Raw genomic sequence first — 26,233 nt, forward strand, 5'->3', positions numbered from 1 at the left:
CCAATGACGAACGATGCACGGGCCACGAGCCTGACGCTGACGGCGGTGCGCAAAAGCTACGGCAGTCTCGATGTCATTCACGGTGTCGATCTGACAATCGGCGAGGGCGAGTTTGTCGTCTTCGTCGGGCCTTCCGGATGCGGGAAATCCACGCTGCTTCGCATGATCGCCGGGCTGGAAGAGGTGACCGACGGCGAAATCGCCATCAAGGGGCGGGACGTCACGGATCTCGATCCTTCGGACCGCGGCATCGCCATGGTTTTCCAGTCCTATGCGCTTTATCCACACATGAGCGTGCGGGACAATCTCGCATTTGGCCTTAAGATGTCGCGGACCGATGCGGCGGAAATCCAGGCTCGAGTCGCGCAGGCTTCCGCAATTCTCAAGATCGAGCATCTTCTGGGCCGGCGGCCGGGTCAGCTTTCCGGCGGGCAGCGGCAGCGCGTGGCGATCGGCAGGGCCATCGTGCGCAAGCCTGACGTCTTTCTGTTCGACGAACCCCTGTCGAATCTGGACGCGGAGCTGCGCGTCTCGATGCGGATCGAAATTGCCCGGCTGCACCGAAACCTGAACAATACGATGATCTATGTGACGCATGACCAGACGGAAGCCATGACGCTTGCCGACCGGATCGTCATCCTGCGGGACGGCCGGATCGAGCAGGTTGGCACGCCGCGGCAGGTCTACGAGGACCCGGCCAATACGTTCGTAGCCGGATTCATCGGCTCGCCCCGCATGAACCTGCTGGAAGGGCAGTGTGCGCAAGGCGGCATTCGCATAGGCGAGGCGCTTCTGCCGTTGCCATCACTTCATGTCGGTCTTGCAGAACAGGCCCCTGTGACCCTCGGCATCCGGCCCGAACACATGCTGATCTCGGAAGACGCCGAAAAGAGCATTCCAGCTGTGGTGGAGTTCACTGAGTATCTCGGCGGCACCTACTATATCTACTGCCGCTTGGCGGGAGGGCAGAGCATTACCATCGAAAGCCAAGGCGACCTGCAGCCCACCAACGGGGAGCGAATAAGGATCGCTTATCCCGCCGCGCGTAGCTTCGTCTTCGACGACAAGGGCCGCCGCGTGAGGTAACGGTAAAAACGCGACGATGAGCTGCTCGCCGGGGCAACAACAGCATTCGATTCGACCTCGATGTTGCACGGCGGCGCAGGTTCGCAAAGGCCCGCTCGAAAGCATAGCGCCCGTCGGAGTGTCTCGACAGTTTATTTTCGTCCGTAGGTGCCGGATCTGGCTTTTCAAATGCTCAAAGCAAGTCTGTAAGGTCAACGGGTCAAAAGACGGTGGAGGACGTTCTTCAAATGGCGGTGGAGCGCCTCGATGGCGCGATATACGTCCCGATCTTTCAGCGCCACGACGACGTCCACATGTTCCTCCGTTGACCGTATCGTGTTGACGGTGTTGACGGCGTCGCGGTTGAGGAGTCTGAGAAGATACATCTTCTGACTAAGTCGTTGATAATAGGCGGTAATTTGCTCGTTGTCGAAAGCCGCCACGAAGCTGCCATGAAAGAGTTCCTGGAGTTCGCGAACCGGCGCAACCAAATCCGAGGACTGCCCGAACCCTCTGACAAGCTCGATGATATCGGCATGCGCCTGCGGCATATCGTTGATCCAGGCCGGAGAAAGGCCTTCGGCAAGCCGACGAAGACCTTCCGATTCCAGTAGTTCGCGGAACTGAAATTTGCCGCCAACGAATTTGACATTGGGATAGAATATCGTCGCCCCGAGACGTTTGCGACAAAAGCTCTGACGGCATTCAAGGGAGGCAGGCGACGGGAGGGTCAATAGCGACTTTCTAGGCGGGAAGAGCTTGGCTGATCGTGAAGGGTCGCACCAGTTCAAGTTACGTTGCCGCTTGCCGTCAAATAACGCCGTCTTTTCGCTTCCGTTCCGCTCCTATCCTGTACCTAGCCGCATTTCGCGTTCATCAGGCGACTTTGAGCCTCATTAGTAAGCTACTGAAAATATGACGTAAATTGGCGGATAAATTTCTGTGGATAGGGTAGACAAACCTCTTTTTGAGTGCGGCGCGTCTACCAATTCCGCCATTGGGGCAACGGTGGTAATGCCACGGCGTCTATCATGGTCAAGGCCATGCGTGCAACCCCAAAGCTGACTTATCCTTTTGAATTGCGCGTGTTTGCGCGCGCGGTTTTCCGTCTTTTCCGGGCCGCCGATCAAAAATGTTGCGGAGGGTGGCTGTGCCGGATCGCGACACCTGCAGTTGCGGCATTAGGGTAATATTAGGCACCTCTAATAAATTAGAATATACGCAATTACTAATTGAATTATGATGTCAGGGTGGAGTTTCCACGCGGGGCGGGAATGGCCAAACTCATAGGGAGGAAATTATGAGGGCTTTTTCTCGCAATTTATTACTGTCCGCCTGCCTGATCCTGCCGATCAACGCCCATGCGCTGGATATCGGGATCGGTGGCGAGAATGGGGTTAACGCCAGTGTTGGCGACAATGGCAGCGGCGGGCTCGGGGTCGATGCCTCCGTTGGCGGCAGCAGTGGCGTTAACGCCAGTGCGGATGTCGGCGGCAGGAGCGGCGGCGGGCTGGGTGCGGATGTCAACGCATCGGTCGGCGGCAGCAATGGGGTCAATGCGGATGTCAATGCATCCGTCGGGGGTTCCAGCGGCGTCAATGCCGGTGTGAACGCTTCCGTTGGCGGTTCGGATGGCATCAATGCTAATGTCGGGGCCAATGTGGGCGGCTCGAGTGGTGTCGGTCTCGGCGTCGGTGTGGGTATCGGCGGCTCCGGTTCGACCGGCACGCCGGGAAATCCGGGCGGCAGCACCACCAATCCCGGTGGCTCGGGCACGGTGTCTCCCGGCGCGATGCGCAATGCCCTGCAAGCCTATAACGATATGTCGCGAACCGAGCAGATCAAGCTCGCCCGCCGTTGTGTCGATATTCTGGGCGGCGGATACGATGCGGCGCTGACGCAACTGTGCAAGATGATCCGGACGGCCTCGCGCTGAAGCAGGCTTTGTCCGTGTCGGAAATTTCGAAGGGCGCCGCTGGCGTCCTTCGGATCAATTGCCCTTGCGGCCGAAGGACAGGATCTTCTGCCGCAGGCTGCGGGCGAGATTGCGGGTGTTGCGGTACATGTCCACCTGCGTGGAAACCTGCCGCACGTCCCGGTCGCTGTTCTGGGCAAGCCCGACGACCAGCGTGCCCATTTCCTGACGCTCCTGCCAGAAGCGGCTCATGATCGGATGATCGGGCACGGCGCAGCTGTCGCTGCGCAGAATATTGGCGTCATCCAGATGCCAGTCGGTGAGTTTCTGCACCAGCAGCTTGCCGGGAGAAAATTGCGCATAGCTCTCGTCGAAAGCGGTCTTCCACGTATAGGCCTCGCCCGCCGTGATGAAGACGACCATTGAGGCGATGGCGCTGCCATTGAGATCGATGGTGTGGATACGCACCGCATCCGCTTCGGCCAGATTGGTGATCGCCTCGCGGGCGAAGGCGGCGCGATAACGGTCGTTGACCAGCGCGGTGCGCTTGCGGCCTTTCCAGCCGCTCGCCTCCAGCGCCAGAAACTCCTCCATGCGGTAACGCACGTCGGCTGGCTGCCGGGTAACGGTATAGGAGAGGGGCCCAAGTTTTTCGAGCTGACGCCACTGCCTGTTCATTTCGCGCAAATGGTGCGGCGCAAGGGCGTTTCGCAGATAGGCCTTGCCGTCGAGAAGGCTTTCCAGCATCGGCCGATAATAATTGCCAGTCGTCGTCACCGGCAGGTTGCGGCTGAGCGCGATGGCTTTGAACATGCGGGCAAACGGCCCTTCCAGCCGGACATCCGGCAGAACCAGAACATTCGGCAGACGCATGTTGCTGTCGGAAAGCGCATCGAAAAGATTGTCGAGGGTTTCGGCAGCGCCTTCCGTGTCGACCAGCGGCGTGCCGAGCGGCCCGAATGGATTGGCCCAGACGCGAATGATGGAGGGACCGATGGAAAAGCCCGGCTTTTCCACGGTAAAGGGCATCAGGAAGCGCATGCGGCTTCTGGCGCCATTCTCATCGCGAATGAGGGCGAAGCGCACGGACTTGTCGTCGATGCGCGGCATGGCGGGGGCGAGGAGCCTTCCGGTGAAGAAGACATTCGCCTCCATGACGCGGTTGGACAGAAAGTCGAGTTCTTCCTGCATGTCATAACCGAGCTGACCCGGGTAGATGCAGAATTCCCGGCCATCGCGGCCCACGCGTCGGCTGCTGTCGGCCACGGGGCGGTCACGCTCCGCCGACGCCATCAGTGCCGCGATGCGCGGGTCCTGAAAATCCGGATTCTTTGGATCGCTGGACATGCTTATCGTTACACCGCCTTCCCAGTGTTTTGACCCGCCCGGGGATCGTTGAAGGCAAAAAGGACGATCCCGAGTGTGCGGCGAATGGCAATATGCAATAGCACAGCTTCTATGCCCATGGCTATCGCCACCGCTGCCGCGGCCCCTGCCAGACCATAGACCGGAATGAGCGCCATGTTGAGTGCAATGTTGCAACCGAAGATAATAATATAAAGGACGACGCACAATTTTTGTTTGCCGGCCATGTTCAGCAATGTTTCCCCCGGGCCGATCAGCGCCTTGGCGAGGAAACCGGCGAAAAGGAAGAGCATCAGCTCATAGCCCTGAACGAAGCCGGGGCCGAACAGCGACAGCAGGAACGGACCGGCCAGAAGCACCACGCTGCCGACGGCGAGCGACGGCCAGAAGGCCCAGCGCGCGGCCTGGCTGGCGAAACCGGCGAGCCCCTGCCTGTCATTGGCCGACATCAGGGTGGCCAGGCGCGGGGCGGCCGCCGCCTGCACCGAGAAAAACACGAATTGCATCAGCACGATGGTCTTTGCGGCGGCAAAATAGATGCCCACCTGATCCGGCGGCAGGTAAAGGCCGACAATCACCACGTCGGAATTGGTCATCAAAAAACCGATGCCGTCGATCAGGAACATCGGGAAGGCGAACCTTATCCAGTGGCGGAAATGCACCCTGCGGGCCGTGCTGCGGAAATGCCGGTTGAGCCTGCGGTTCATGAAGGCGAAATGGAAAAGCGTGGTGACATAGGTGGCAAGAAGGGCCGTGAGCATGGCCGTCGTTGCGGTTTTTTCCGCGCCAAGACCGATTGCCACCAGCATGAGCAGCAGGATCAGCACCGGGCGAACGATATAGGTGGGGCTGAGTGCGGAGACCGCCCAGCCATTGGCGCGTGCGGTGCCGTTCAGCACATCGCCCAGCGCCACCATCGGCAGGGTGAAAAGCGCCAGTGAAACGGGAATGAGATAATAGGAGGCGATGCTTTCGCCGAAGAAATACAGGAAAACGAAACCGAAAATCGCAAGCGCGCTGGCGGAAAGCATGGCGAAAACCCGCGCCGTCGAGGTCAGCCCCATGATCTTGTCATGGGCATCCTCCAGACGATAGCCGGGTAAAAAGCGGATGACGGTCGTGTGGAAACCGAGACAGGAAAGATTGCCGAACAGGATCACCAGAACCCAGACGAAGGCGAACAGGCCATATTCGAATTCGCCCATCAGGCGGGCAAGGATGATCTGGGAAATGAAGGCGATACCGGCGCTGACGATGCGCACTGCAAACGCAACCAGGGCCATGCGCTGCGCGCGGGAGACGTCATCTCCGCCGGAAAGAACAACGGCGACTTTCGCTACCAGCGGCGAAAGCTTCGCGCGCAGGCCTGCGGGTAAGGCTTTTTCCGCCGTGTTGAGGATAGCCATGATCCACACGCCATCATTTCCAGTTGAATAGGCAGGTCGATCATACGCGCTTCATCCTTAACGAAGGGTTTGGGACGCGCCGGCCTGTGTGCCAATATCGTCCGCCACGCGTGGCTTGCGAATGCCGTTGAACAGGAAAAGGGCGAGCGGGCTGAGGCGTATCGCCTGATGCAGCATATAGGCCGTCGCCGTGGTAGCTGCGACGATGATGGTGAATTCCACGACCGGCGGCAGCGCAATGAGGATGAACAGCGTTCCGAAGGCGTAGATCAGCGGATGGTGAAACAGGTAGATGGTGAAGGACGCATCCGTCATGCGTCTGGCAAGCCGGTTCGGCCTGTCGAAATAGCGGCAGGCGAGGTCGATCAACAGACGGCTTGCCGTCACCGCTGCAATTGCCGACACCAGCACCAGCAGGGCCGAATTCGAAAAGGGATATTGCAGGCGCAGGGTCACCGCCGTCGCTATGGCGCCCGCCGCGATGACGCCGGTGAGAAGGCCCGCCTGACGAAAGCGGTGAAAGAGGGCGCGGTCACGATGCAGCAGCGCGCCGATGAGGAAGAATGGCAGGTAACGCGCATAGGGATCGGAAGCGCGTTCATAGAGAAGAAAGAGGCCGCTTCCGCTCTTTGCCGCAAGCAGGCCGGATCCGTAGATCATCAATTCCCACACAACAGGTATGAGGCAGAGCATTGCGAAAAACAGGGTGGTATGCCGCTGCCGCAGGCTGCTGAACCAATCTTTCACATAGGCCAGTGGCGGGCGTTCCGCGAGAAACAGCAGGCCGGCAAGCAGGATCGAATAGAAGATAAGGGCCGGCAGGAACCATAGATGCATGATCCACTGTTCGCTCGGGCGCAGCAGGCCGGGCAGGCTCTCAAGCAGTCGGTCGGCCGGGATATCGCCTTTGGCGACGCCGGCCAGTTGCAGCAGGAAAAGCTGCAAAGGCCCGAGCAGAAGAATGGCGACGATGAAGGGCACGCCGAGGCGCAGGAAACGCTGTCTCAGCCAGCGCATCTTGCCTCTCTTGCCGATGACCATGGTGGAAAAATAGCCCGCCACCAGAAAGAATGCCGGCATGCGGAAGGTGACGAGTGCGGCACCCAGCGCGCTCAGAAGCGGGCTGGTGCCGAAATCCTTGATGTCCCATGGCAGGGCATGGCTGTAGAGGAGGGAGGCGTGATAGGGAATGCCAAGCAGCATGAGGAGCGCCCTTAGCGGGTCCCAGTAGTGCTCGTAGTCTGATTTGCCCGGTTGCATTTTTCCCTCGCGCCGCAGGCGCGATCCCGTGTGATCAGCAATGACCAGCACGACTATTGGTGGAAAACGCTAATAAACCCTTCACGCCCCGGAGGGTGTGGGCGGAGCCTTTTTTCTGGGCATGAGATCGAGGACCAGCGCACAGCCCAGAATGATGACGCCGGCGCCGAAAAGCTGGGGAAGCGAAAGCGGCTCATCCAGCACCAGCGCGCCGACGAGGACCGCAACGACGGTCACGGCGAATTCCACGCTGATCGCCCTGGTTGCGCCGATTGAGGAGACAAGCTTGAAATAGGTGATGTAGGTGAGGCCGCTCATGACCACCGCCTGTACGAGAAGATAACCGTAATCGATGAGGCGCGGTGCTCCGGGCAGGGGCACGGCCAGAAGAAGCGGCAATGTCATCAGCCCGCCCGTGAGAAAGGAGCCGATGGTAATTTCCCACGAACCCACGCCCTTGAGATAGCGGCTGGCATAGTTGCTGCCATAGGCGGCGCAGATGCAGGCGGCGAGAGCGGCGGTACAGCCGATGATGAAGCCGGTCGTGACGGGCACAGCGGGGAAGCCAACAAGCAGCAAGATGCCGCTAAAGCCGATGACGAGGCCGGCAAAGCCCTGTTTCGTGAGGCGTTCAAGCCCCCAGACCTGCGATATGAGCATGGAAAAGAGCGGGATGGTGGCCACCAGAATGGCCGCCATGGCGGTGCCGACCAGCGGCGTCGCATAGGAGAGGCCGATCAACTGTCCCGCGACCGTTGTTGCGCCGACGACGGCGAAGGCGCGCCAGCTCGCGGAAAATGCAAGCTTTCGGCGCGCCGCAATCGCGATCAGAAACAGGGTGATGGCGGTGACCAGCGAGCGGAGCGTGACCGCGCCGATCCAGCCGAAGGCCTCGACGACATGTAAAAGCAGCAGGAAGGACATTCCCCACGCGAGTGCGAGAAAAACATAAGCGGCAAAGTCGCGAGGGGCCATGAAAGCTTTTTCCGGAAGACGATCCGGCTCCCATATTGGAAATTGCCGATATCCGTCAACAGCGATCGAGGGGTGCAACGAAAATCGCCCGCAACCGAAGGTGCGGGCGATGTCGTTTGTCTGTCCGGAACTGCCTCAGGCCTGTTCGTAAACGCCGTGGCAGTGCTTGTATTTCTTGCCGGAGCCGCAGGGGCACATTTCGTTGCGGCCGATGCGACCCCAGGTGGCGGGGTTTTCCGGATCGCGATCCTCGGCCGGCACGAAGGCGGCGGGCGCGGCCTGCTGGCCCAGCGCCATTTCGTCTTCGCCCGTATTGGGGTCGAGATGATGCGCCGTCATTTCCGGCAGTTCGGGCTGCTGCGGTTCCTGCTGCACCAGTTCCACGCGCATCAGCTGGGCGGTAACGGCCTCGCGCAGATTGGCGAGCAGCGCCTGGAACAGTTCGAAGGCTTCCGCCTTGTATTCCTGCAGCGGGTCGCGCTGGGCATAACCGCGGAAACCGACGACCGAGCGGAGATGGTCGAGGTTGACGATATGTTCGCGCCACAGATGGTCGATCGTCTGGAGAATGACCGAGCGTTCCACATAGGTCATGATCTCGGGGCCGAAACGTTCCGCGCGCTCGGCGGCGTATTTGTCGGCGGCCTCGGTGACGCGCTGGAGAATATCGTCCTCGGCGATGCCTTCTTCCTTGGCCCATTCCTCCACCGGCAGGTCGAGGTTGAGGAACTGGGCGATGCCGGCCTTCAGGCCTGCAATATCCCACTGTTCGGCATAGGCATTTTCCGGAATATGCTTGGTGACGAGCGTTTCGATCACTTCATGGCGCATATCGGCTGCGGTTTCGCCGATATTGTCGGCTTCCATCAGCTCGAGACGCTGTTCGAAGATCACCTTGCGCTGGTCGTTCAGCACGTCGTCATATTTCAGAAGGTTCTTGCGGGTCTCGAAGTTGCGGGCTTCGACCTTCTTCTGGGCGCGCTCCAGCGCCTTGTTGATCCACGGATGGACGATTGCCTCGCCTTCCTTCAGGCCGAGCTTCTGCAGCATCGAGTCCATGCGCTCGGAACCGAAGATGCGCATCAGGTCATCCTGAAGCGACAGGTAGAATTTCGAACGGCCCGGGTCGCCCTGACGGCCGGAACGGCCGCGCAGCTGGTTGTCGATGCGTCGGCTTTCGTGGCGTTCGGTGGCGATGACGTAAAGACCGCCGGCGGCAAGCGCCTTTTCCTTCAGAACCTTGATCTCGGCGCGGATCGCCTGTTCCTTGGCGTCATGTTCCGGACCCGGTTCGATGCCTTCGAGCTCGCGCTCAAGCCGCATGTCGACATTGCCGCCGAGCTGGATGTCGGTACCGCGGCCAGCCATGTTGGTGGCGATGGTAACCGCACCCGGAACGCCGGCCTGCGAGACGATATAGGCTTCCTGCTCGTGGTAACGCGCGTTCAGAACCTGGAAATCGGAGAAGCCGGACTGACGCAGGAGATGCGCCAGAAGTTCGGATTTTTCGATGGAGGTCGTGCCCACCAGAACCGGCTGGCCGCGTTCATGCGCCGCCTTGATCTCGGTGATGATCGCCTGGAACTTCTCCTCGCCGGTGCGGTAAACCTCGTCGTCCTCGTCGATACGCTGGATCGGCAGGTTGGTCGGCACCTCGATGACGTCGAGGCCGTAAATATTGCCGAATTCTTCCGCTTCCGTCGCAGCAGTACCGGTCATGCCGGCCAGCTTTTCGTACATGCGGAAATAATTCTGGAAGGTAACGGAGGAAAGCGTCTGGTTTTCCGGCTGGATTTGCACCTTTTCCTTGGCTTCGAGAGCCTGATGCTGACCTTCGGAATAACGACGGCCCGGCATCATGCGGCCGGTGAACTCGTCGATGATGACGATTTCGTCGTTACGGACGATATAGTCCTTGTCGCGGGTGAAGAGCTTGTGGGCCTTCAGCGCATTGTTGATGTGGTGAACGATGGCGACGTTTTCGACGTCGTAAAGCGATTCGCCCTTCAGGAGGCCCGCCTGCCGCAGCAGGTTTTCGAGCTTCTCGGTGCCGTCTTCGGAGAAGTTGGCCGAGCGCTGCTTTTCATCGATTTCGTAATCTTCCGGCGTCAGCAGCGGAATGAAGGCGTCGATGGTGTTGTAAAGGTCGGAACGGTCGTCCAGCGGGCCGGAAATGATGAGCGGTGTGCGCGCCTCGTCGACCAGGATCGAGTCGACTTCGTCGACGATCGCGTAGTTGTGGCCGCGCTGAACCATCTGGGCGCGGTCATATTTCATGTTGTCGCGCAGATAATCGAAGCCGAGTTCGTTATTCGTGGCGTAGGTGATGTCGCAGGCATAGGCCTCGCGGCGCTGGTCGTCGTCCAGCCCGTGGACGATGACGCCGGTCGTCAGGCCGAGGAAGCCGTAGAGCCTGCTCATCGTGGCCGCGTCGCGCTTGGCGAGGTAGTCGTTGACGGTGACGACATGCACGCCCTTGCCGGCAAGGGCGTTGAGGTAGACCGCAAGGGTCGCCACCAGCGTCTTGCCTTCACCGGTCTTCATTTCGGCGATGGCGCCTCCATGCAGAATCATGCCGCCGGTCAGCTGCACGTCGAAGGGGCGCATATGCAGAACGCGGCGCGACGCTTCACGGGCAACGGCGAAAGCCGGGATCAGCAGGTCGTCCAGCGTTTTGCCATCGGCAAGCTGCTGGCGGAACTCAGCGGTCTTGGCCGCCAGCGCCTCATTGGAGAGCGCCTTGGTGGCTTCTTCCAGCGCATTGATGGCTGCGATCTTGCTTTTATAGGAGCGGACGCGGCGGTCATTTGCCGAACCGAACAACTTGCGGGCTATTCCGCCGAGACTGACCATCTTACTGGCCCTTTCTGAAATTCCGTTTTGCCGGGCGCTTTTCTCCGTCACGCCGATTTCAGCATAAATGACGGACTTCGCCCTTCAACGTATCTGGACGCGAGGTTGCGTGACAGATAAGAGGGGGGGCAAATGATGTCAACGGTTCTGCCCGTTACAGAATGGCCACAATCCGGTGTTTGGAAGTTTTTTCAGAGCCGGAAACCATGTCTGGAGCCGGCATTGTCCCCGAAAGGTTCAAAATGTTGCGCTATAATAAAATTGCGGCTGCGGTGATTGTGGCCACGCTCGGCCTCCAGCTTCCGGCTTTCGCACAGGAAGACAAGGTTGTCGCCAAGGTCGGCGATCTGGAAATCCACCAGTCCGAACTCGACCTCGCCATGAGCAACCTCGACCCGCAGCTCGCGCAGCTTCCCGATGAGCAGAAGAAGGTTGCAGCCCTTTCCGGCGCGATCGACGTCAAGCTTCTGGTGAAGAACGCCAGCGCCGAAGGTCTGGAAAAGACTGAAGATTTCAAGAAGCGCATGGAATTCATCCAGGACCGTGAGCTGCACAACGCCTATTTCCGCAAGCATGTGGTCGATGCCGTTACCGCTGACGAAGTAAAGGCCCGCTACGACAAGGAAGTCGCAGCCCTGCCGCAGGAAGAGGAAATCAAGGCCGCGCACATTCTCGTCGCCAGCGAGGACGAAGCGAAAGACATCATCAAGCAGCTTGATTCGGGCAAGGATTTTGCCGCCCTCGCCAAGGAAAAGTCGACCGATTCCAACAAGGATGACGGCGGCGATCTCGGCTGGTTCGGCAAGGGCCGCATGGTGCCGGAATTCGAAGAAGCCGCTTTCGGCCTCGAAAAGGGCGCCTACACCAAGGCTCCGGTGAAGACCCAGTTCGGCTTCCACGTCATCAAACTCGAAGACAAGCGCATCGCGCCGCCGCCGGCTTTCGAACAGGTCGAGCCGCAGGTTCGTCAGCTTGTCATGCGTGACAAGTACGTTGCCCTCATCGAGAAGGCCAAGGCTGACCAGAAGATCGAAATCATGGATGAGACGCTGAAGAAGGGCTACGACGAAGCCACGAAGGAGCAGCAGGCTCAGCCGCAGCAGTAAGAATTACCCTTGTTATGGGGCGGCTTTAAAGGCCGCCCCGTTTCATCTCTGGCATTTCCATACTTCCCATTTCCAGAATTTCAGGCGCTTCCCATGTCCGTTGCCGTTTCTCCGCTCGCTCCGAAATCCTATCCCGACATGCCTGCGCTGCGCGGCGTTCGCATGGCGACGGCCGCCGCCGGCATCAAGTACAAGAACCGCACCGACGTTCTGCTGATGGTGTTCGACAAGCCGGCAAGCGTCGCCGGTGTCTTCACCAAATCGAAATGCCCTTCCGCCCCGGTCGATTTCTGCCGCGCCAATCTGGGCGGCGGCGTGGCGCGCGCCGTGGTGGTCAATTCCGGCAATGCCAATGCCTTTACCGGCGTCAAGGGCAAGGCCGCGACCGAACTGACGGCGAAATCCGCCGCTGCCGCCGTTGGCTGCTCCGAAAGCGAGGTGTTTCTGGCATCGACAGGCGTGATCGGTGAGCCGCTGGATGCGACGAAATTTGCCGGCGTTCTCGGCGACATGAATGTCAGGGCGGAAGCCGATTTCTGGCAGGAAGCCGCCAAGGCGATCATGACGACCGACACCTATCCCAAGGTTTCGACCCGCACCGCCGAGATCGGCGGCGTGATCGTGACGATCAACGGCATTTCCAAGGGTGCCGGCATGATTGCGCCCGACATGGCGACGATGCTCTCTTTCGTGGTGACGGATGCGGATATCGAGCCCGCCGCCCTGCAGTCGCTGCTGTCTGCCGGTGTTGGCCCGACATTCAATTCCGTGACGGTCGATAGCGACACTTCCACCTCCGATACGTTGATGCTGTTTGCGACAGGTGCTGCCGCCGAAGACGGCCAGGTGAAGGTAACGAGCGCCGATGACGAGCGCCTTGCCGGCTTCCGCACCGCGCTGAACGATCTACTGAAGGACCTCGCCTTGCAGGTGGTTCGTGACGGCGAAGGCGCGCGCAAGATGGTGGAAGTCACCGTAACAGGCGCGGAAAACGATGCCGCCGCCAAGAAGATTGCCCTCTCCATCGCCAATTCGCCGCTGGTGAAGACCGCGGTTGCGGGCGAAGACGCCAATTGGGGCCGCGTTGTCATGGCTGTCGGCAAGTCGGGCGAAATGGCCGACCGCGACCGCCTCGCCATCTGGTTCGGCGGCGTGCGCGTGGCCGTCAACGGCGAGCGTGACCCGGATTATTCGGAGGCGGAAACCAGCGCGGTGATGCGTCTCGAAGACATTCCGGTGAAGGTGGATATCGGTCTCGGTCAGGGAACGGCCACCGTCTGGACCTGTGACCTGACGAAAGAATATGTTGCGATCAACGGCGACTACCGGAGCTGACCGTTGGAGCCGAAGAGAATGCAGGACAATAAAGCCGTCAATCTGCCGCTGGTTCGCCGTCTGGAAGCCGTCAGCTTCCGGGCATGGCCTGCCTCGTCGGTGATTTATGACGGTAGCTGGCAAATCCGCCTGACGGGTTCGCACCCCTCCAAGCGCATCAACTGCGTGGTGCCGCTCGATCCGTCCGATTACGGGAACAGCGCGGTGCGGCTGGAAAAGGCACGCAAGCGGTTCGAAGATTTCGGCAGACCGCTGGTGGTGCGCGAAACGACGCTGATGCCGCCGCAGCTGAGAGAATTTCTCTCGAATGACGATTGGTCCGTTTTCGAAGAAGTCACGGTCATGACGGCCGATCTCTCCGGAATGGAACTGCCCGAAACGCTGGTCAGTCTGCCGAGCCACGATATCGGCCGTTTTATCGAGGCGAGCATCAAGGTCAGCGATGGCGACCCGGCGCTCCGTCCGGCGATTGCGGAAATCGTCAGCTCCATCAAGCCGGCGCTCGGCCTCTTCATCAATGAGGAAGTGGAAGGCAATCCGCTCGCGACGGTGATCTGCGTGCAGGATAACGATCTCGCCGGCATTCTCTCGCTCGGCGTTATAAAATCGCAGCGTAAAAAGGGCCTCGGCACGCAGATTTTGTCGTCGGCACTGCGCTGGGCGAGAATCAGCGGCGCAAAAACCGCCTGGCTGCAGGTGGTTTCCACCAATGCGCCTGCCATCGCCCTTTATGAGAAGTTCGGCTTCTCTGAGGCCTATCGTTATCGTTACTGGCGCAAGGGAGCCGGCGAATGAGCGAGGCAGGCAAAAAAATCCTGCTGGTCGCGGCCTGCGCCCTTCTCGATCAGGATGGCCGCATTCTTCTGGCGCAGCGCCCGGAAGGCAAGTCGCTTGCGGGCCTGTGGGAATTTCCGGGCGGCAAGGTGGAGCATGGCGAGACTCCGGAGGAAACCCTTGTCCGTGAACTGGACGAGGAGCTGGGCATCAAAACCAAGGTCGCCTGCCTCGCGCCGCTGACATTTGCCAGCCACACCTATGAGACCTTTCACCTCCTGATGCCGCTTTACGTGTGCCGCCGTTATGAGGGCATTGCGCATGGCCGGGAAGGGCAGGCGATTAAATGGGTGAAGCCGCAGGCCCTGCGCGATTACCCCATGCCGCCGGCCGATGAGCCGCTCATACCCTTTCTGCAGGATCTGCTATAAAATCGGGAAGCCCCCCGAGGTCCTCGCATATTATCCCGTCACAGCTTCGTGAAAATGCCCCGTTTGCAGCGCTTTGCCGTTCCAAAACGGGGCTGTGTTAAGAGATCGTTCAGCACCCTCTGGCAGATTGTTAAGCTAAAGAAGCGGTAAACTGCGCGAGACGAGGTTGGTCATGAACGAGGATTTCTGGAAGACGGTGGAAGGTCGTCACTTGTATTCCGACAAATCCCGTCGCACCGGCGTGCTCAATGTGGCGCTGCTTTTCGGCACGGCGGTTATCGCGCTCTCGCTCATCGTCACTCCCATGCTTGCCGGAAAATCCTCCACGCGGGTGGCGCAGTTTCCTGACAATTACGACATGATCAGCACGGGCTCCATCAAGAAGACCGATGTGGGCAAGACCTATTCCATCCGTCGCAGCATCACCCAGCCGATGCCGGAAATGCCCTGCGTGGTCACGGGTTATAGCAACGAGGGCGGTTGCTGATCGTTTACCATCAAAGGTAACGGATTCCTCACATCGCCGACCTAGGATAGAGTTGATTTCAACAGGGCGGATGCCGGTTGTCGCAACGCACCGGATGGCGGATGGGGAATATCCTGTGCTGCATTTTTTTATCAATTTTTGCAAAAGCGAAGACGGTGCGACAGCGGTTGAATACGGCTTGATCGCCGGGCTGATTTCCGCCGCCCTCATCGCTGGCGCAGGCAGCATAAGCAGCAATATCAATGCCGTGTTTCAGTTCATCGTAGACACTTTGGCAAGTTGAAGCCTTTCGGCTGATCGCTCAGGACAGCTTCACCTCGGTTGTCTTTAAGGCATCGGCAAGCCGCACCTTGGCGGAGCCGGGTTTCAGCGGTTTCTGCTGGCTTTCGTGCGGCGCCCAGCCTGATACATAGATGATGGAAAATGTCGCCCTTATCCGCCCGTCAGGATCGGAATATCGCTCGGCGTAAAGCTCCGCCGCGCGCAGGAAAAAGGCGCGGTTGAGCGGTTTTCTGCTGCGGCTTGCCAGCGGATTGGCCATGCCCATGGCGCGCAGGTCGCGCATCAGCGGGAAAATCGAATCGTAACGCACGGTGTAGCTTTCCGCATCGGTCACGGGGAGCGCAAACCCGGCGCGCTGCAAAAGCGCGCCGACATCACGCACATCGGCGAAGGGAATGACGCGCGGGCTGGCGCCTCCGGTCAGCTCCGCCTCGGCGGTGAGCAGCACGTCGCGCAGTTCCTGCAGGGTGCCGCTGCCGGGAATGGCGCCGAGAAACAGGCCGTCCGGTTTCAATGCCCGCCGGATCTGGATCAGCGCGCCGGGCGTATCGTTGGTCAGATGCAGGGCAAGCGGTGAAACGATGAGGTTGGCGGAGGCCTCCTCGAGCGGCAGATGCTCCATGGAAGCCGCCTCGGGAATATTCGCATCCGTCGCAAAAGAGCTCTCGGTTTCGATACGGCGAATGGTATCCACCTTGCCGGTTTCCGTCAGCCGCCGGGCGGTGACGCCGGTGCCGCCGTGAAGTTCGATTGCGGTCTCGAACTGTCGCTCGACGATGGCAAGCCTGTCGGCCAGCTCTTCGGCCGCCATATCGAGAAGAAACAGGGCCTTGTCGTCGCGCCGGTTCCACGCCCGGCGACGGTTTTGTTCGATCAGGGCCTGGTCAAAGAGAATATCCATCGTCTTGCCTGCTCGGCCTCAAACGCCTTCAGGATCGGCGGGCCGTATCGTTGGTCTCATGCCGCTGGGGGCATCGTTTTCCCGGTGTCGGGAGGGAACTATCGCTCCCGCAAAGGCACCCGTTCGGCGGTAAAGTCAACCTCATGGGCGCTGGTGAAAGTCTGTTTTCGGGTTTGCGGTCGAAGTCTGCGGCCGTGCCGGCGGCGGCGGGAGACATGTGGCGTGCGGTCTTTCGTATGGTCTACTCGCCAACCTGCGCGGGCTGCACCCGCATGACCGGCGACGAGGGCGCCTTATGCGCGGATTGCTGGCGCGATGTGGCCTTTATCGATCGCCCTTTTTGCGAGGTTCTGGGCATTCCCTTCGCGCGGGATCACGGAGACGGTTTCGTGAGCGCGCAGGCGATTGCCGAACCACCGCCTTTTGACCGGCTGCGCGCCGTCGCAAGCCATGAGGAACCGCCCGCAAGCTGGTGCACCGGCTGAAATATCAGGACCGGACCGATCTCGCCCGCCTGATGGCGCTGTGGATGCTGAGGGCAAGCGACGGAACGGTGGATGCCTGCGATTGCATCTTGCCCGTTCCATTGCATCGCAACCGTTTCCTGCGCCGCCGCTTCAATCAATCCGCCGAGCTGGCGCGGCATCTGGCCAGGGCCTCCGGCAAGCCCTTGCTTGCCGGCACGCTGCTGCGCGTGAAGCCGACAGAGCGGCAGGTGGGGCTTTCCGCGCTCGCCCGGCGGGACAATGTGCGCGGCGCTTTCGCGCTCGCGCCCGGCCGGGAAACCGATGTTCATGGCAGGCGCGTGGTGCTGGTGGACGACGTCTACACCACCGGCGCGACGGTGGGTGCGGCAAGCCGCGCCCTGCGCAGGGCCGGTGCCACGGATGTGACGGTTTTGACCTTTGCAATGGCCATTTCCGGGCCTATATGAAACCTGAATGACATGAGTTTATCGTGCGTTTTACCGCACGTTTGCGAGGGCTTTGAAAACATGGCACCGGTGACGATCTATACGCGGGATTTTTGTGGTTATTGCGCGCGCGCCAAGGCGCTGCTGGACAGCAAGGGCGTGGATTATGCCGAATATAACGCCACGACGACACCGGAATACCGGCAGGAAATGATCGAAAAATCGGGCGGAACGACGTTCCCGCAGATCTTCATCAACGGCCAGCATGTGGGCGGTTGCGACGATCTGCACGCGCTGGAGCGCGCCGGTAAACTGGACGCTCTGCTGGCCGCCTGATCGGCCGCGATTCTCGCGGGTATGGAGGATGTGATGAGTTTCAAGGCTGCCGCCATTCAGATGCGCTCCGGCGTCGATCCGGCAAGAAACGCCGCCGATATGGAACGGCTGGTGCGTGCGGCTGCGGCCGAGGGCGCCGTTTATGTGCAGACCCCGGAAATGACGGGCGCGATCCAGAAGGACAGGCAGGCGCTGCGCGCGCAACTGCGGGATGACGATGGCGATATCATCGTTGCGACGGCCGCCCGTCTTGCCCGCGAACTCGGAATTCATGTCCATATCGGTTCCACGGCCATTGCCCGCCCGGATGGCAAGATCGCCAATCGCGGTTTTCTCTTCGCGCCGGATGGTTCGCGCATCTGCAGCTATGACAAGATCCACATGTTCGATGTCGATCTCGACAATGGTGAAAGCTGGCGTGAAAGTGCTGCCTATCAACCCGGCGAAGTGGCGCGCATCGCCGAACTTCCGCTGGCGAAATTCGGCTTCGCAATCTGCTACGACGTCCGTTTCCCGCAGCTTTTCCGCGCGGAAGCACTGGCAGGTGCGGAGGTTCTGACCGTTCCGGCGGCTTTCACCCGACAGACGGGGGAGGCGCACTGGGAAATCCTGCTGCGTGCCCGCGCCATCGAAAACGGCGCTTTTGTCATCGCCGCCGCGCAGGCCGGCGTGCATGAGGACGGGCGGGAGACCTTTGGCCATTCCATCATCATCGACCCGTGGGGCAAGGTTCTGGCCGTTGCCGGCGGCGCCGGAGAGGAAATCATCTTCGCCGACATCGACACGTCACTCGTTGCGGCTGCGCGTGGCAAGATTCCCAATCTGCGCAATGCCCGCGAGTTCGGTCTGGACACGGTTATTCCCCTGAAACCTGCCGGAGGTGAAGCGGCGTGATCCGTTATGCGCTGGCCTGTGAAAAGGGCCATGAGTTCGAAGGCTGGTTTGCCGGCAGCGACGATTTCGACGATCAGTTGCAGCGCGGTTTCCTGTCCTGTCCGGTCTGCAATTCCGTGCAGGTCTCCAAGCTGTTGATGGCGCCTTCGGTTTCCACCGCCCGCAAGAAAGACGAACGCCAGACGCTCGCCATGGATACCGCCCGAAAAGAGGCCCTTGCGAAAATCCGCGAGGCCGTTGCCAATATCCGCGCCAATGCGGAAGATGTCGGCGATAAATTTCCCGAAGAAGCCCGCAAGATCCACTACGGCGAAGCGGATGAGCGCGGTATCATCGGCAATGCCTCGGCGCAGGACGCCAAGGCCCTGCTGGACGAGGGTATCGAGATCGCGCCGCTGCCGGTGCTGCCCGACGACGTCAACTGAATTTCTTTAGAACGACATCGCGCAAATAGCGTCCGGGTTTACCCCTGCGCCGGCCGCTTCGCCAGCATCATGTAGTTGACATCCATATCCGGCGAAAGATTCCAGCGATCCTGCAGCACGTTGTAGAAGACGCCGGTGCGGTGGATGATATCCATGCCGCTCGCCACCAGCGGCCGCTCGAGCTCTTCCGGGCGAACGAGCTTTTCATATTGGTGCGTGCCGCGCGGCAGCCAGCGCAACACGTTTTCGGCGGCAAAGATCGCCAGTGCCCGGGCTTTGAGCGTGCGGTTGATGGTGGCGGCGAACATCAGGCCGCCGGGGCGCACCATTTTCGCGCAGGTGGTGACGAAGAGATCGACATTGGCCACATGCTCGACCACTTCCATGTTGAGGATGACGTCGAAGGTTTCGCCGGCTTCCTGCAACTGCTCGGCGGTCACGGCGCGGTAATCGACGCTGACCCCGCTTTCGCGGGCATGGGTGGAGGCGATGCCGATATTCTTTTCCGAGGGATCGGCGCCCACCACATCCGCGCCCATGCGTGCAACGGGTTCGGAGAGAAGGCCGCCGCCGCAGCCGATATCCAGTATGCGCAGCCCTTCCAGCGGGCGGTGCGCCTTCGGGTCGCGGCCGAAATTCTCGCAGATGCGGTTGCGGATATATTCGAGCCGCACGGGATTGAACTTGTGCAGCGGGCGGAACTTGCCGGTCGGGCTCCACCACTCCGCAGCCATCGCGGAGAAGCGATCCACTTCGCTCTGGTCGACGGTCGTCTGTGCGGTTTCGCTCATGGTTCTGCTCCATATTGCTGTTGCATTGAAGTCGGATGATTGCCCCCCGAAGTCAAGACCGGCGGTCCATTCCTGCGGCGATTTATCGGGCGCTGATTGCCGCAGGTGGAACTGATTGGATGCCTCATTTGTTTCATGCTGCGTTCATGCAGAACCGCGTATTTTCCGGTCGTGGCAGTATGCCGAACGCATACTCGTCCATCGAACATGGTGGATGCCGACAAGGGCAAAGCGGGCCTTTGCTTGAGGAGAAAGAAGTGAAGAAAAAACTGTTTGGCGCAATTGCGCTGGTGGCCATGCTCGCCGCGCCGGCACTTGCCGAAGCTGCGACGCGGGGTTTCGCCACCGCGAATGTGAATATGCGCTCCGGCCCGAGCACGGCCTATCCGGCCGTCGTGGTTATCCCGAATGGCGCGCCGCTTACCGTGCACGGCTGCCTTTCCGATACGCCGTGGTGCGATGTTTCCTTCGTGGGCGGTCGCGGCTGGGTGGCCGGGCGTTATATCGCCACGACCTACCGGCAGAACCGGGTTTATGTCGAACCGCGTTATTACCGCGATCTCGGCGTGCCGGTGATCACCTTCGAAGTCGGCCGTTATTGGGACCGCTATTATCGTGACCGCGACTTCTACCGCGAGCGCGACCGCTGGCGCCGTCCGCCGCCGTCCGGCGGGTACTGGAACGCCCCGCCTCCGAGCGCCGGAGGGGATCGTCCGCGTCCGCGTGACGAGTGGCGTGACGGACGCCGGGACGACTGGCGTGATGGTCGCCGCGACGAGTGGCGTGATCCCCGTCAGGGGGGCCCGAATGACGGACGCTGGGAACGTCGCTACGGCGACTGGAACCAGGGTGACAGAAATCAGGACAGGCCGCGTCGCGACGACGACCGCCGCCGCTTCGAAGATGAAAGCCGCGACCGCAATCGCGATGGCCAGCAGAACCAGGATGAAGGCCAGCGTCGCCCAGAGCGTCGCCAGTGGGATGACCCACGCCGTGCGCCTGCTTCGGAAAATTTCCGCGATGGCTGCCGGATCGGCGATCCGGGTTGTGACCCGCGCTAAACAGACAAAGCCCGGCATGATTGTCGGGCTTTTTCATTTATGGCTTCAGCTTGGCTTTACGAGCCGTTATTTCGCGGCGGCAGCCTTGCGGGCACGGGCCTTGGGTTTTGCCGGGGCTTCCGCATCCGGTGCGGCTTCTGCAGCGGCGGCCTTGGGAGCGGCCTTTTTGCGCGTTGCAGGTTTCGTCGCTTCCGATGTCTTCAGCAGCGAAAATTCATGCTTGGCCTGTTCCCAATGGTGCGCGTCGCGCCCATGGGGGTGGCCCTCTTTTTCCCAGAGTGTGTATGCCCGTTTACTGATCCATTCGTGTTCCGAAACCTGCATGCTCGTCTCCCGTTGCTGTTTACAGCGCCTATGAGAAGGCGACATTCCGCTTTGGTCCGGCACACGCTCGACAGGAATCAATGCCGGCATTTCCAGAACCCATTACATGCCATGATTTTCCGGGCGTCAAGCAAACATGCTGCATTGCGAAAACGGATTTCTGGCATTTTCTGCCCGTTAAAGCGGTTTGAGCGAAAGACGTTCCCGCAGAACAAGATCAACGTTGCGTGATCGCGCCAGGGCCGCCAAGATGGCCGGACGAATGGGCAGCAGAGGAGGCGGTCTTGGAACAGAGAACGGAAGCGGATGCGCAGGTCATCGTCGAAAAACGGGGAGGGGCAGGCGTCATTCGCCTCAACCGCCCGAAGGCCATCAACAGCCTGACCTTGCCGATGGTGCGCGACCTGTTTCAGGCGCTTCAGCGTTTCGAAGAGGATGCCGGCGTTTCCTGTGTGGTCCTTACAGGGGAAGGCGACAGGGGGCTTTGCGCCGGTGGCGATGTCCGCATCATTCACGATCTCGGCAAGGCGGGCGACCCGCAGGTGCTTGATTTCTGGCGGGAAGAATTTCCGCTCAACTATCGCATCGCCCGCTTCGGCAAACCCTACATCGCGCTGATGGACGGCATCATCATGGGCGGCGGTGTCGGTATTTCAGCCCATGGCAGCCACCGCATCGTCACGGAACGCACAAAACTCGCCATGCCGGAAACCGGCATCGGTTACTTCCCGGATGTCGGCGGCTCCTGGCTTTTGCCACGGGCGCCGGGCGAATGCGGCACCTGGCTGGGGTTGACGGGCAATGCCGTTACCGCTGCCGATGCCATCTATGCCGGTTTTGCCGACTATCTTGTTCCTTCGGACCGTCTCGACGGGTTGGTCCAAGACCTGTCGCAAGCGGCGGATACGGACAGCATCGAGACGGCAATTGCGGCGCACGCCGTCGAGGCCGGTGAAGGCGTTTTATCCATAAATCGGGATATCATCGACGCGACATTCCGTTTCGACACGGTCGAGGAGATTTTCGAGGCACTTTCGGCGCGCCACGATGCGTTTTCGCGCGAGACCCTCGAGGTCCTGCAAAAACGCTCCCCCACCAGTCTGAAACTGACCCTGAAACTGCTGCGTCTCGGCCGGGAAAGCGCGAGCCTCATCGAATGCCTGGAGCGGGAATTTGCCGCCGGTACGGAAATATTGCGCCAGCATGATTTTTACGAAGGCGTGCGTGCGGCGCTGGTCGACAAGGACCGCAATCCCCGCTGGCAACCGGCACGGCTGGAGGAGGTGAGGGAGGAGGACATTGCGCCTTATCTTGCCGCGCATTCCGGCAATCTGTTTCCAGATCATCGTCTTTAGGTCGGCGCAAAAGAAATCCGGCTTCCTGCCGTATATGAAATCATCGCCTGTGGAGCGGACATTCTTTGGGCGAAATTTCCAATCTGCGCGCCCGGAAAGCATGGCTGTTTCTCGCGGGCGTTGCCGCCGCCCGCTATCTTGAGCACCATTCGAATTGCCGGGGGTATTCATGAAACGTCTTCTCATTATCGGTACTGCCATTGTCGCTCTTTTTGCAGGTGCGGCGCAGGCGCAGTCTCCGACCACCATTCTCAACGCATCCTACGATGTCGCCCGCGAAGTTTTTGCGGCCGAGAACGAGGCGTTCATCAAGCTGCATCCGGGCGTCACCGTCGATCAGTCGCATGCCGGCACCTCCAAGCAGGCGCGCGCCATCGTCGAGGGTCTGGAAGCCGATGTCGTCACCTTCAATCAGGTCACCGATGTCGATTTTCTGGTGAAGCAGGGCTTCGTTTCCGCCGACTGGAAGAAGGATTTTGCGAACGACGCATCGCCCTTCTACTCCTTCCCGTCGTTCCTCGTGCGCGCCGGCAATCCCAAGGGTATCAAGGACTGGGACGATCTTGCCCGCGACGATGTGAAGATCGTTTTCCCCAATCCGAAGACCTCGGGTAACGCCCGTTACACCTATCTCGCCGCCACTGCTTACGCCAAGGAGAAGTTCAACGGCGACGACGCGAAGGTTCAGGCATTCGTCAAGAAAATCTTCGACAATACGCCGGTGTTCGACACGGGAGGCCGCGCCGCCACCACCACCTTCGTTGAGCGTGAAATCGGCGACGTGCTTATCACCTTCGAAGCCGAGACCCGCGGCATCGCCAAGCAATATGGCGCAGACAAGGTGGAAGGCGTCGTGCCCTCCGTCAGCCTGCTGGCCGAATTTCCGGTGGCCGTGGTGGACAAGGTGGTCGACAAGCGCGGCTCGCGCGATCTGGCGAAGAGCTACCTCGATTTCCTCTATACCGAGGAAGGCCAGCGCATCGCCGCCGAATTCGGCCACCGTGTCCACAATGAAAAGGTTGTCGGCGAATTCAAGGACAAGTTCCCGGCGATTCGCCTCGTCAACGTCGATGATGTCTTCGGCGGCTGGGACAAAATCCAGAAAGAGCATTTTGCATCCGGCGCGACGCTTGATACGCTTTACGGCAGCCGTTAATCACAGCGATACGCAACAGGTAAAAGACCCGGCGGGAAACCGCCGGGTCGCTTTTTGATGAATGGGGGGCGGGGTTTGAAGCGGAATGTTCTGCCGGGGCTGAAATTGTCCCTTGGCGTTACCCTGACTTACGTTGCCATCATCGTGCTTCTGCCGCTCTCGGCGCTGGTGTTCAAGGCGGCAAGCCTCGGCCCTGCCGAATATTGGTCGATCATCTCCTCGCCGCGCGCCGTGGCCAGTTATCGTGTTACCGTGCTCTGCGCGCTCGCCGCCACGTTGTTCAACGTCATCTTCGGGCTGGCGCTGGCCTGGGTGCTGACGCGTTACCGCTTTCCCGGCTGGCGCATTGTCGACGCTATTGTCGATCTGCCTTTTGCGCTTCCGACCGCCGTTGCCGGCATTGCGCTGACGACACTGTTCGCAGGTAATGGCTGGTTCGGCTCGGTGCTTTCGCAATTCGGCATCAAGGTGGCCTATACGCCGCTTGGCATCATGGTGGCGATGGCCTTTACCAGCCTGCCCTTCATCGTGCGTACCGTGCAGCCGGTGCTGGAAGACCTCGATCCGGCGCTTGAGGAAGCGGCGCAGTCGCTCGGCGGTTCCGATCTCGAAATTTTCCGCAAGATTATCCTGCCGCTGTTGACGCCGGCGTTGCTCGCCGGTCTGTCGCTCTCCTTCGCCCGCAGCCTCGGCGAATTCGGGGCGATCATCTTCATCGCCGGCAATCAGCCGTTTTCGACGGAAATTACGGCGCTGCTGATCTTCATCCGGCTGGAGGAATATGATTATCAGGCGGCGGCCGCCATCGCCTCCGTGCTGCTCATCACCGCCTTCGTGATGCTGGCGGTGACCAATTATCTGCAGGCGCGCGCGCTTCGTTATACGGTGAGGGGCTGAGAGATGAGCACCGTTTCTTCACATCGCAAACCGCCACGCGTGGGTGACGCGCCTCTCGTTCGCCGCAGCCTGATTTCTTTTGTGCTGGTCATCGGCGCCCTGTTGGTCCTGGCGCCGCTTATCATCATCGGCGTCGAGGCGTTTTCGCAGGGCTGGAAGGCCTATACGGCCACCATCACCCATCCCGATACCCGCCACGCCATCATGCTGACGGTGCTGACGGCGCTGATTGCCGTGCCGGTGAATACGGCCTTCGGTGTTGCGGCCGCCTGGGCGATCACCAAGTTCGATTTCCCCGGCCGGCGCTTCCTGCTGGTGCTGATCGAGATACCCTTTTCCATCTCGCCCATCGTCGCGGGTGTCGCCTATCTCTTCGTTTATGGGCTGCAGGGGCTGTTCGGCCCGTTCCTCGATGCGCATGACATCAAGATACTTTTTGCGCTGCCTGGCATCGTCATCGCCTCGATGTTCGTCACGGCACCTTTTGTGGCGCGGGAACTTATCCCGCTGATGCAGGCGCAGGGCCGCGATCTGGAAGAGGCGGCGACCTCGCTTGGCGCCTCCGGCTGGCGCACTTTCTTTTCGGTCACCTTGCCGAATATCAAATGGGCGCTGCTTTACGGCGTCGTGCTGTGCAACGCCCGCGTGATGGGTGAATTCGGCGCGGTATCGGTCGTATCGGGCAATATTCGCGGCCAGACCAATACGCTACCGCTGCATATCGAGCTGCTTTACCACGATTACCAGACGGCCGGCGCCTTCGCGTCAGCATCCATCCTCGCCTTGCTCGCCGTCGTCACCATCATCGCCAAGGTGGCGCTGGAACGGCGCGGCGCCGGACGCGGGGCCAAGAAGACCAACGGCGATGCCGCCATCGCCACGGAGACCTGATTCCCATGAAAATCCGCCTCGAAAATGTGGTGAAGACCTTCGATACCTTCCGCGCCGTGCGCGATGTTTCGCTGGATATCGAAAGCGGCGAACTTCTGGCGCTGCTCGGTCCCTCAGGTTCTGGCAAGACCACGATTTTGCGCATGGTCGCCGGTCTCGAATATAGCGATGGCGGCCGTATCTTTTTCGGCGACGAGGACGCCACCAATATTCCGGTGCGGGATCGTGGCGTCGGTTTCGTATTCCAGCACTACGCGCTCTTTCCGCATATGACCCTGCATCAAAACATCGCTTTCGGCATGAAGGTTTCGAAGGTGAAGCGGGACAAGGCGGCAATCGATGCCCGCGTCGAAGAGCTTCTGCGGCTGGTGAAGCTCGATGGCCTGGGCGGCCGTTTCCCGGCGCAGATTTCCGGCGGCCAGCGGCAGCGCGTGGCGCTGGCGCGTGCGCTTTCGGTCGATCCGAAGGTGCTTCTGCTCGATGAGCCCTTCGGGGCGCTGGACGCCAATGTGCGCCGCGACCTGCGCCGCTGGCTGCGCGAGATTCACGATTCGCTCGGCATCACCACGATTTTCGTGACGCATGACCAGGAAGAGGCGCTCGATCTTGCCGACCGTGTGGTCATTCTCAATCAGGGCGAGATCGTACAGCAGGGCACGCCGAAGGAGGTCTGCCGCCAGCCGAACAGCGCCTTCGTCATGCGCTTTCTGGGCGATGCCAACCGGGTGTCCGGCGTGGCGCGCGGCGGCAAGGTCTATGTCGGCGATAACGAGCTGCCTTTCTCCTATGCTCAAGGCGATGGCGCGGTGGACATCTATGCCCGCCCCGGCGATCTGGAGTGGGAAGATCTGCATGAGGGCATTCCGGCCTCTGTGGCGCGGGTTCTCGACCGCGCAGGCGAGCGCCGGGTGATCGCCAGCACCGATGGCGGCGACCTTCTGGAATTCGACGTGCCGCCGGAAAACGACGTCGCCGCCGGTGACCGCGGTTCCGTCATCATCCGCCGGGCGAAGATTTTCCCGGCGGTGTGAGGCG

At 60.5% G+C, this 26,233-nt stretch carries 27 protein-coding genes and 1 pseudogene; 18 read left to right on the forward strand and 10 right to left on the reverse strand.

From position 1 onward, the window contains the following. Positions 1 to 3: 3 nt before the first annotated feature. The gene (locus ACQZ5K_RS19655; RefSeq protein ID WP_149622438.1) at positions 4 to 1,086 is read left to right on the forward strand and encodes an ABC transporter ATP-binding protein; all 1,083 of its coding nucleotides are present in this window, start codon (positions 4 to 6) and stop codon (positions 1,084 to 1,086) included. Positions 1,087 to 1,277: 191 nt separating this feature from the next. On the opposite strand, the gene ACQZ5K_RS19660 is transcribed toward ACQZ5K_RS19655, so the two are convergent. Further along, entirely contained in the window at positions 1,278 to 1,856 is a 579-nt protein-coding gene (locus tag ACQZ5K_RS19660) for an FCD domain-containing protein (protein ID WP_149622439.1), read from the reverse strand. 509 nt (positions 1,857 to 2,365) lie between these two features. Here ACQZ5K_RS19660 and uppQ point away from each other — a divergent pair. After that, a complete protein-coding gene (uppQ, locus tag ACQZ5K_RS19665; RefSeq protein WP_080819305.1) occupies positions 2,366 to 3,001 on the forward strand; it encodes a polysaccharide biosynthesis GNAT family N-acetyltransferase UppQ in 636 nt (211 codons plus the stop codon). A 54-nt stretch (positions 3,002 to 3,055) separates the two neighbouring features. Here the strand turns inward: uppQ and ACQZ5K_RS19670 are convergent, their stop codons facing one another. The 5 genes from ACQZ5K_RS19670 to secA form a co-directional block, all read right to left on the reverse strand. Further along, positions 3,056 to 4,327 (reverse strand): GNAT family N-acetyltransferase, encoded by a 1,272-nt coding sequence (locus ACQZ5K_RS19670; protein ID WP_080819304.1) that lies wholly within the window; start codon positions 4,325 to 4,327, stop codon positions 3,056 to 3,058. An 8-nt stretch (positions 4,328 to 4,335) separates the two neighbouring features. After that, positions 4,336 to 5,751, reverse strand: a complete 1,416-nt coding sequence (gene uppV, locus ACQZ5K_RS19675; RefSeq protein ID WP_448741156.1) for a Wzx-type polysaccharide biosynthesis protein UppV — start codon at positions 5,749 to 5,751, stop codon at positions 4,336 to 4,338. Between the two features lie 57 nt (positions 5,752 to 5,808). Further along, positions 5,809 to 7,011, reverse strand: coding sequence for a glucans biosynthesis protein MdoC (mdoC, locus tag ACQZ5K_RS19680; protein ID WP_448741157.1), 1,203 nt, complete (start codon positions 7,009 to 7,011; stop codon positions 5,809 to 5,811). An 81-nt stretch (positions 7,012 to 7,092) separates the two neighbouring features. Further along, positions 7,093 to 7,986 carry a DMT family transporter gene (locus ACQZ5K_RS19685; RefSeq protein ID WP_448741158.1) on the reverse strand — a complete coding sequence of 298 codons (894 nt, stop codon included), beginning with the start codon at positions 7,984 to 7,986 and terminating at the stop codon, positions 7,093 to 7,095. Positions 7,987 to 8,121: 135 nt separating this feature from the next. Then, entirely contained in the window at positions 8,122 to 10,839 is a 2,718-nt protein-coding gene (secA, locus tag ACQZ5K_RS19690) for a preprotein translocase subunit SecA (protein ID WP_448741159.1), read from the reverse strand. Between the two features lie 242 nt (positions 10,840 to 11,081). On the opposite strand from secA, the gene ACQZ5K_RS19695 reads away from it, so the two are divergent. The 6 genes from ACQZ5K_RS19695 to ACQZ5K_RS19720 all read left to right on the forward strand — a co-directional run bounded on the left by ACQZ5K_RS19695 (position 11,082) and on the right by ACQZ5K_RS19720 (position 15,255). Next, positions 11,082 to 11,945 (forward strand): peptidylprolyl isomerase, encoded by an 864-nt coding sequence (locus tag ACQZ5K_RS19695; RefSeq protein WP_035237262.1) that lies wholly within the window; start codon positions 11,082 to 11,084, stop codon positions 11,943 to 11,945. Between the two features lie 93 nt (positions 11,946 to 12,038). After that, positions 12,039 to 13,280: a bifunctional glutamate N-acetyltransferase/amino-acid acetyltransferase ArgJ gene (gene argJ / locus ACQZ5K_RS19700; RefSeq protein WP_080854884.1), complete on the forward strand. Its 1,242-nt coding sequence runs from the start codon at positions 12,039 to 12,041 to the stop codon at positions 13,278 to 13,280. An 18-nt stretch (positions 13,281 to 13,298) separates the two neighbouring features. After that, on the forward strand, positions 13,299 to 14,075 hold the full coding sequence (locus tag ACQZ5K_RS19705) for a GNAT family N-acetyltransferase (RefSeq protein ID WP_448741160.1): 777 nt from the start codon (positions 13,299 to 13,301) through the stop codon (positions 14,073 to 14,075). Beyond that, the gene (mutT, locus tag ACQZ5K_RS19710) at positions 14,072 to 14,485 is read left to right on the forward strand and encodes an 8-oxo-dGTP diphosphatase MutT (protein WP_003522547.1); all 414 of its coding nucleotides are present in this window, start codon (positions 14,072 to 14,074) and stop codon (positions 14,483 to 14,485) included. The genes ACQZ5K_RS19705 and mutT overlap by 4 nt, the downstream gene beginning before the upstream one ends. 172 nt (positions 14,486 to 14,657) lie before the next feature. After that, on the forward strand, positions 14,658 to 14,972 hold the full coding sequence (locus ACQZ5K_RS19715) for a hypothetical protein (protein WP_137004874.1): 315 nt from the start codon (positions 14,658 to 14,660) through the stop codon (positions 14,970 to 14,972). 70 nt (positions 14,973 to 15,042) lie between these two features. Further along, positions 15,043 to 15,255 (forward strand): Flp family type IVb pilin, encoded by a 213-nt coding sequence (locus ACQZ5K_RS19720; RefSeq protein ID WP_078053424.1) that lies wholly within the window; start codon positions 15,043 to 15,045, stop codon positions 15,253 to 15,255. 18 nt (positions 15,256 to 15,273) lie between these two features. Here the strand turns inward: ACQZ5K_RS19720 and ACQZ5K_RS19725 are convergent, their stop codons facing one another. Next, positions 15,274 to 16,155: a methyltransferase domain-containing protein gene (locus ACQZ5K_RS19725; protein ID WP_448741161.1), complete on the reverse strand. Its 882-nt coding sequence runs from the start codon at positions 16,153 to 16,155 to the stop codon at positions 15,274 to 15,276. 143 nt (positions 16,156 to 16,298) lie between these two features. Here ACQZ5K_RS19725 and ACQZ5K_RS19730 point away from each other — a divergent pair. The 4 genes and pseudogenes from ACQZ5K_RS19730 (at position 16,299) to ACQZ5K_RS19745 (ending at position 18,723) form a co-directional block, all read left to right on the forward strand. Next, positions 16,299 to 17,089, forward strand: a pseudogene (locus tag ACQZ5K_RS19730) (ComF family protein). Between the two features lie 60 nt (positions 17,090 to 17,149). After that, a complete protein-coding gene (grxC, locus tag ACQZ5K_RS19735; protein WP_003522552.1) occupies positions 17,150 to 17,404 on the forward strand; it encodes a glutaredoxin 3 in 255 nt (84 codons plus the stop codon). Positions 17,405 to 17,437: 33 nt separating this feature from the next. Continuing rightward, positions 17,438 to 18,298 carry a carbon-nitrogen hydrolase family protein gene (locus ACQZ5K_RS19740; protein ID WP_137453801.1) on the forward strand — a complete coding sequence of 287 codons (861 nt, stop codon included), beginning with the start codon at positions 17,438 to 17,440 and terminating at the stop codon, positions 18,296 to 18,298. Next, entirely contained in the window at positions 18,295 to 18,723 is a 429-nt protein-coding gene (locus tag ACQZ5K_RS19745) for a DUF1178 family protein (RefSeq protein ID WP_003522554.1), read from the forward strand. The genes ACQZ5K_RS19740 and ACQZ5K_RS19745 overlap by 4 nt, the downstream gene beginning before the upstream one ends. 38 nt (positions 18,724 to 18,761) lie before the next feature. On the opposite strand, the gene ubiG is transcribed toward ACQZ5K_RS19745, so the two are convergent. Next, positions 18,762 to 19,514 carry a bifunctional 2-polyprenyl-6-hydroxyphenol methylase/3-demethylubiquinol 3-O-methyltransferase UbiG gene (gene ubiG, locus ACQZ5K_RS19750; protein WP_003522555.1) on the reverse strand — a complete coding sequence of 251 codons (753 nt, stop codon included), beginning with the start codon at positions 19,512 to 19,514 and terminating at the stop codon, positions 18,762 to 18,764. Positions 19,515 to 19,771: 257 nt separating this feature from the next. On the opposite strand from ubiG, the gene ACQZ5K_RS19755 reads away from it, so the two are divergent. Continuing rightward, positions 19,772 to 20,575, forward strand: coding sequence for an SH3 domain-containing protein (locus tag ACQZ5K_RS19755; RefSeq protein ID WP_448741162.1), 804 nt, complete (start codon positions 19,772 to 19,774; stop codon positions 20,573 to 20,575). A gap of 66 nt (positions 20,576 to 20,641) precedes the next feature. On the opposite strand, the gene ACQZ5K_RS19760 is transcribed toward ACQZ5K_RS19755, so the two are convergent. Then, the gene (locus ACQZ5K_RS19760; protein WP_020809610.1) at positions 20,642 to 20,899 is read right to left on the reverse strand and encodes a DUF2934 domain-containing protein; all 258 of its coding nucleotides are present in this window, start codon (positions 20,897 to 20,899) and stop codon (positions 20,642 to 20,644) included. A gap of 284 nt (positions 20,900 to 21,183) precedes the next feature. Between ACQZ5K_RS19760 and ACQZ5K_RS19765 the strand changes: the two genes are divergently transcribed. After that, the gene (locus ACQZ5K_RS19765) at positions 21,184 to 22,254 is read left to right on the forward strand and encodes an enoyl-CoA hydratase/isomerase family protein (protein ID WP_448741163.1); all 1,071 of its coding nucleotides are present in this window, start codon (positions 21,184 to 21,186) and stop codon (positions 22,252 to 22,254) included. Here ACQZ5K_RS19765 and ACQZ5K_RS19770 read toward each other — a convergent pair. Next, complete coding sequence (locus ACQZ5K_RS19770) at positions 22,251 to 22,403, reverse strand: hypothetical protein (RefSeq protein WP_448741164.1); 153 nt, start codon at positions 22,401 to 22,403, stop codon at positions 22,251 to 22,253. The genes ACQZ5K_RS19765 and ACQZ5K_RS19770 overlap by 4 nt on opposite strands. A 20-nt stretch (positions 22,404 to 22,423) precedes the next feature. Between ACQZ5K_RS19770 and cysP the strand changes: the two genes are divergently transcribed. The 4 genes from cysP to ACQZ5K_RS19790 are packed head-to-tail and all read left to right on the forward strand — an operon-like array spanning position 22,424 to position 26,229. Beyond that, positions 22,424 to 23,410, forward strand: a complete 987-nt coding sequence (gene cysP, locus ACQZ5K_RS19775) for a thiosulfate ABC transporter substrate-binding protein CysP (RefSeq protein ID WP_448741165.1) — start codon at positions 22,424 to 22,426, stop codon at positions 23,408 to 23,410. A 57-nt stretch (positions 23,411 to 23,467) separates the two neighbouring features. Continuing rightward, positions 23,468 to 24,307, forward strand: coding sequence for a sulfate ABC transporter permease subunit CysT (gene cysT, locus ACQZ5K_RS19780; RefSeq protein WP_078053429.1), 840 nt, complete (start codon positions 23,468 to 23,470; stop codon positions 24,305 to 24,307). A 3-nt stretch (positions 24,308 to 24,310) separates the two neighbouring features. Beyond that, complete coding sequence (gene cysW, locus ACQZ5K_RS19785; RefSeq protein WP_137453807.1) at positions 24,311 to 25,198, forward strand: sulfate ABC transporter permease subunit CysW; 888 nt, start codon at positions 24,311 to 24,313, stop codon at positions 25,196 to 25,198. A 5-nt stretch (positions 25,199 to 25,203) separates the two neighbouring features. Beyond that, entirely contained in the window at positions 25,204 to 26,229 is a 1,026-nt protein-coding gene (locus tag ACQZ5K_RS19790; protein ID WP_448741166.1) for a sulfate/molybdate ABC transporter ATP-binding protein, read from the forward strand. Positions 26,230 to 26,233 lie beyond the last annotated feature (4 nt).

It is taken from the genome of Agrobacterium sp. 22-226-1 (assembly GCF_053522345.1).

What these genes read in the sequence shown, in the direction of transcription:
- ACQZ5K_RS19790 (WP_448741166.1), top strand. Translation starts at nt 25,204, where the DNA reads ATGAAAATCCGCCTCGAAAATGTGGTGAAGACCTTCGATACCTTCCGC.
- mdoC (WP_448741157.1), bottom strand. Translation starts at nt 7,011, where the DNA reads ATGCAACCGGGCAAATCAGACTACGAGCACTACTGGGACCCGCTAAGG.
- mutT (WP_003522547.1), top strand. Translation starts at nt 14,072, where the DNA reads ATGAGCGAGGCAGGCAAAAAAATCCTGCTGGTCGCGGCCTGCGCCCTT.
- ACQZ5K_RS19705 (WP_448741160.1), top strand. Translation starts at nt 13,299, where the DNA reads ATGCAGGACAATAAAGCCGTCAATCTGCCGCTGGTTCGCCGTCTGGAA.
- ACQZ5K_RS19715 (WP_137004874.1), top strand. Translation starts at nt 14,658, where the DNA reads ATGAACGAGGATTTCTGGAAGACGGTGGAAGGTCGTCACTTGTATTCC.
- ACQZ5K_RS19685 (WP_448741158.1), bottom strand. Translation starts at nt 7,986, where the DNA reads ATGGCCCCTCGCGACTTTGCCGCTTATGTTTTTCTCGCACTCGCGTGG.
- ACQZ5K_RS19695 (WP_035237262.1), top strand. Translation starts at nt 11,082, where the DNA reads ATGTTGCGCTATAATAAAATTGCGGCTGCGGTGATTGTGGCCACGCTC.
- ACQZ5K_RS19725 (WP_448741161.1), bottom strand. Translation starts at nt 16,155, where the DNA reads ATGGATATTCTCTTTGACCAGGCCCTGATCGAACAAAACCGTCGCCGG.
- uppV (WP_448741156.1), bottom strand. Translation starts at nt 5,751, where the DNA reads ATGGCTATCCTCAACACGGCGGAAAAAGCCTTACCCGCAGGCCTGCGC.
- ACQZ5K_RS19770 (WP_448741164.1), bottom strand. Translation starts at nt 22,403, where the DNA reads ATGGTGCTCAAGATAGCGGGCGGCGGCAACGCCCGCGAGAAACAGCCA.
- grxC (WP_003522552.1), top strand. Translation starts at nt 17,150, where the DNA reads ATGGCACCGGTGACGATCTATACGCGGGATTTTTGTGGTTATTGCGCG.
- ACQZ5K_RS19670 (WP_080819304.1), bottom strand. Translation starts at nt 4,327, where the DNA reads ATGTCCAGCGATCCAAAGAATCCGGATTTTCAGGACCCGCGCATCGCG.
- cysW (WP_137453807.1), top strand. Translation starts at nt 24,311, where the DNA reads ATGAGCACCGTTTCTTCACATCGCAAACCGCCACGCGTGGGTGACGCG.
- cysT (WP_078053429.1), top strand. Translation starts at nt 23,468, where the DNA reads ATGAATGGGGGGCGGGGTTTGAAGCGGAATGTTCTGCCGGGGCTGAAA.
- ACQZ5K_RS19760 (WP_020809610.1), bottom strand. Translation starts at nt 20,899, where the DNA reads ATGCAGGTTTCGGAACACGAATGGATCAGTAAACGGGCATACACACTC.
- uppQ (WP_080819305.1), top strand. Translation starts at nt 2,366, where the DNA reads ATGAGGGCTTTTTCTCGCAATTTATTACTGTCCGCCTGCCTGATCCTG.
- secA (WP_448741159.1), bottom strand. Translation starts at nt 10,839, where the DNA reads ATGGTCAGTCTCGGCGGAATAGCCCGCAAGTTGTTCGGTTCGGCAAAT.
- ubiG (WP_003522555.1), bottom strand. Translation starts at nt 19,514, where the DNA reads ATGAGCGAAACCGCACAGACGACCGTCGACCAGAGCGAAGTGGATCGC.
- ACQZ5K_RS19740 (WP_137453801.1), top strand. Translation starts at nt 17,438, where the DNA reads ATGAGTTTCAAGGCTGCCGCCATTCAGATGCGCTCCGGCGTCGATCCG.
- argJ (WP_080854884.1), top strand. Translation starts at nt 12,039, where the DNA reads ATGTCCGTTGCCGTTTCTCCGCTCGCTCCGAAATCCTATCCCGACATG.
- ACQZ5K_RS19655 (WP_149622438.1), top strand. Translation starts at nt 4, where the DNA reads ATGACGAACGATGCACGGGCCACGAGCCTGACGCTGACGGCGGTGCGC.
- cysP (WP_448741165.1), top strand. Translation starts at nt 22,424, where the DNA reads ATGAAACGTCTTCTCATTATCGGTACTGCCATTGTCGCTCTTTTTGCA.
- ACQZ5K_RS19720 (WP_078053424.1), top strand. Translation starts at nt 15,043, where the DNA reads ATGCCGGTTGTCGCAACGCACCGGATGGCGGATGGGGAATATCCTGTG.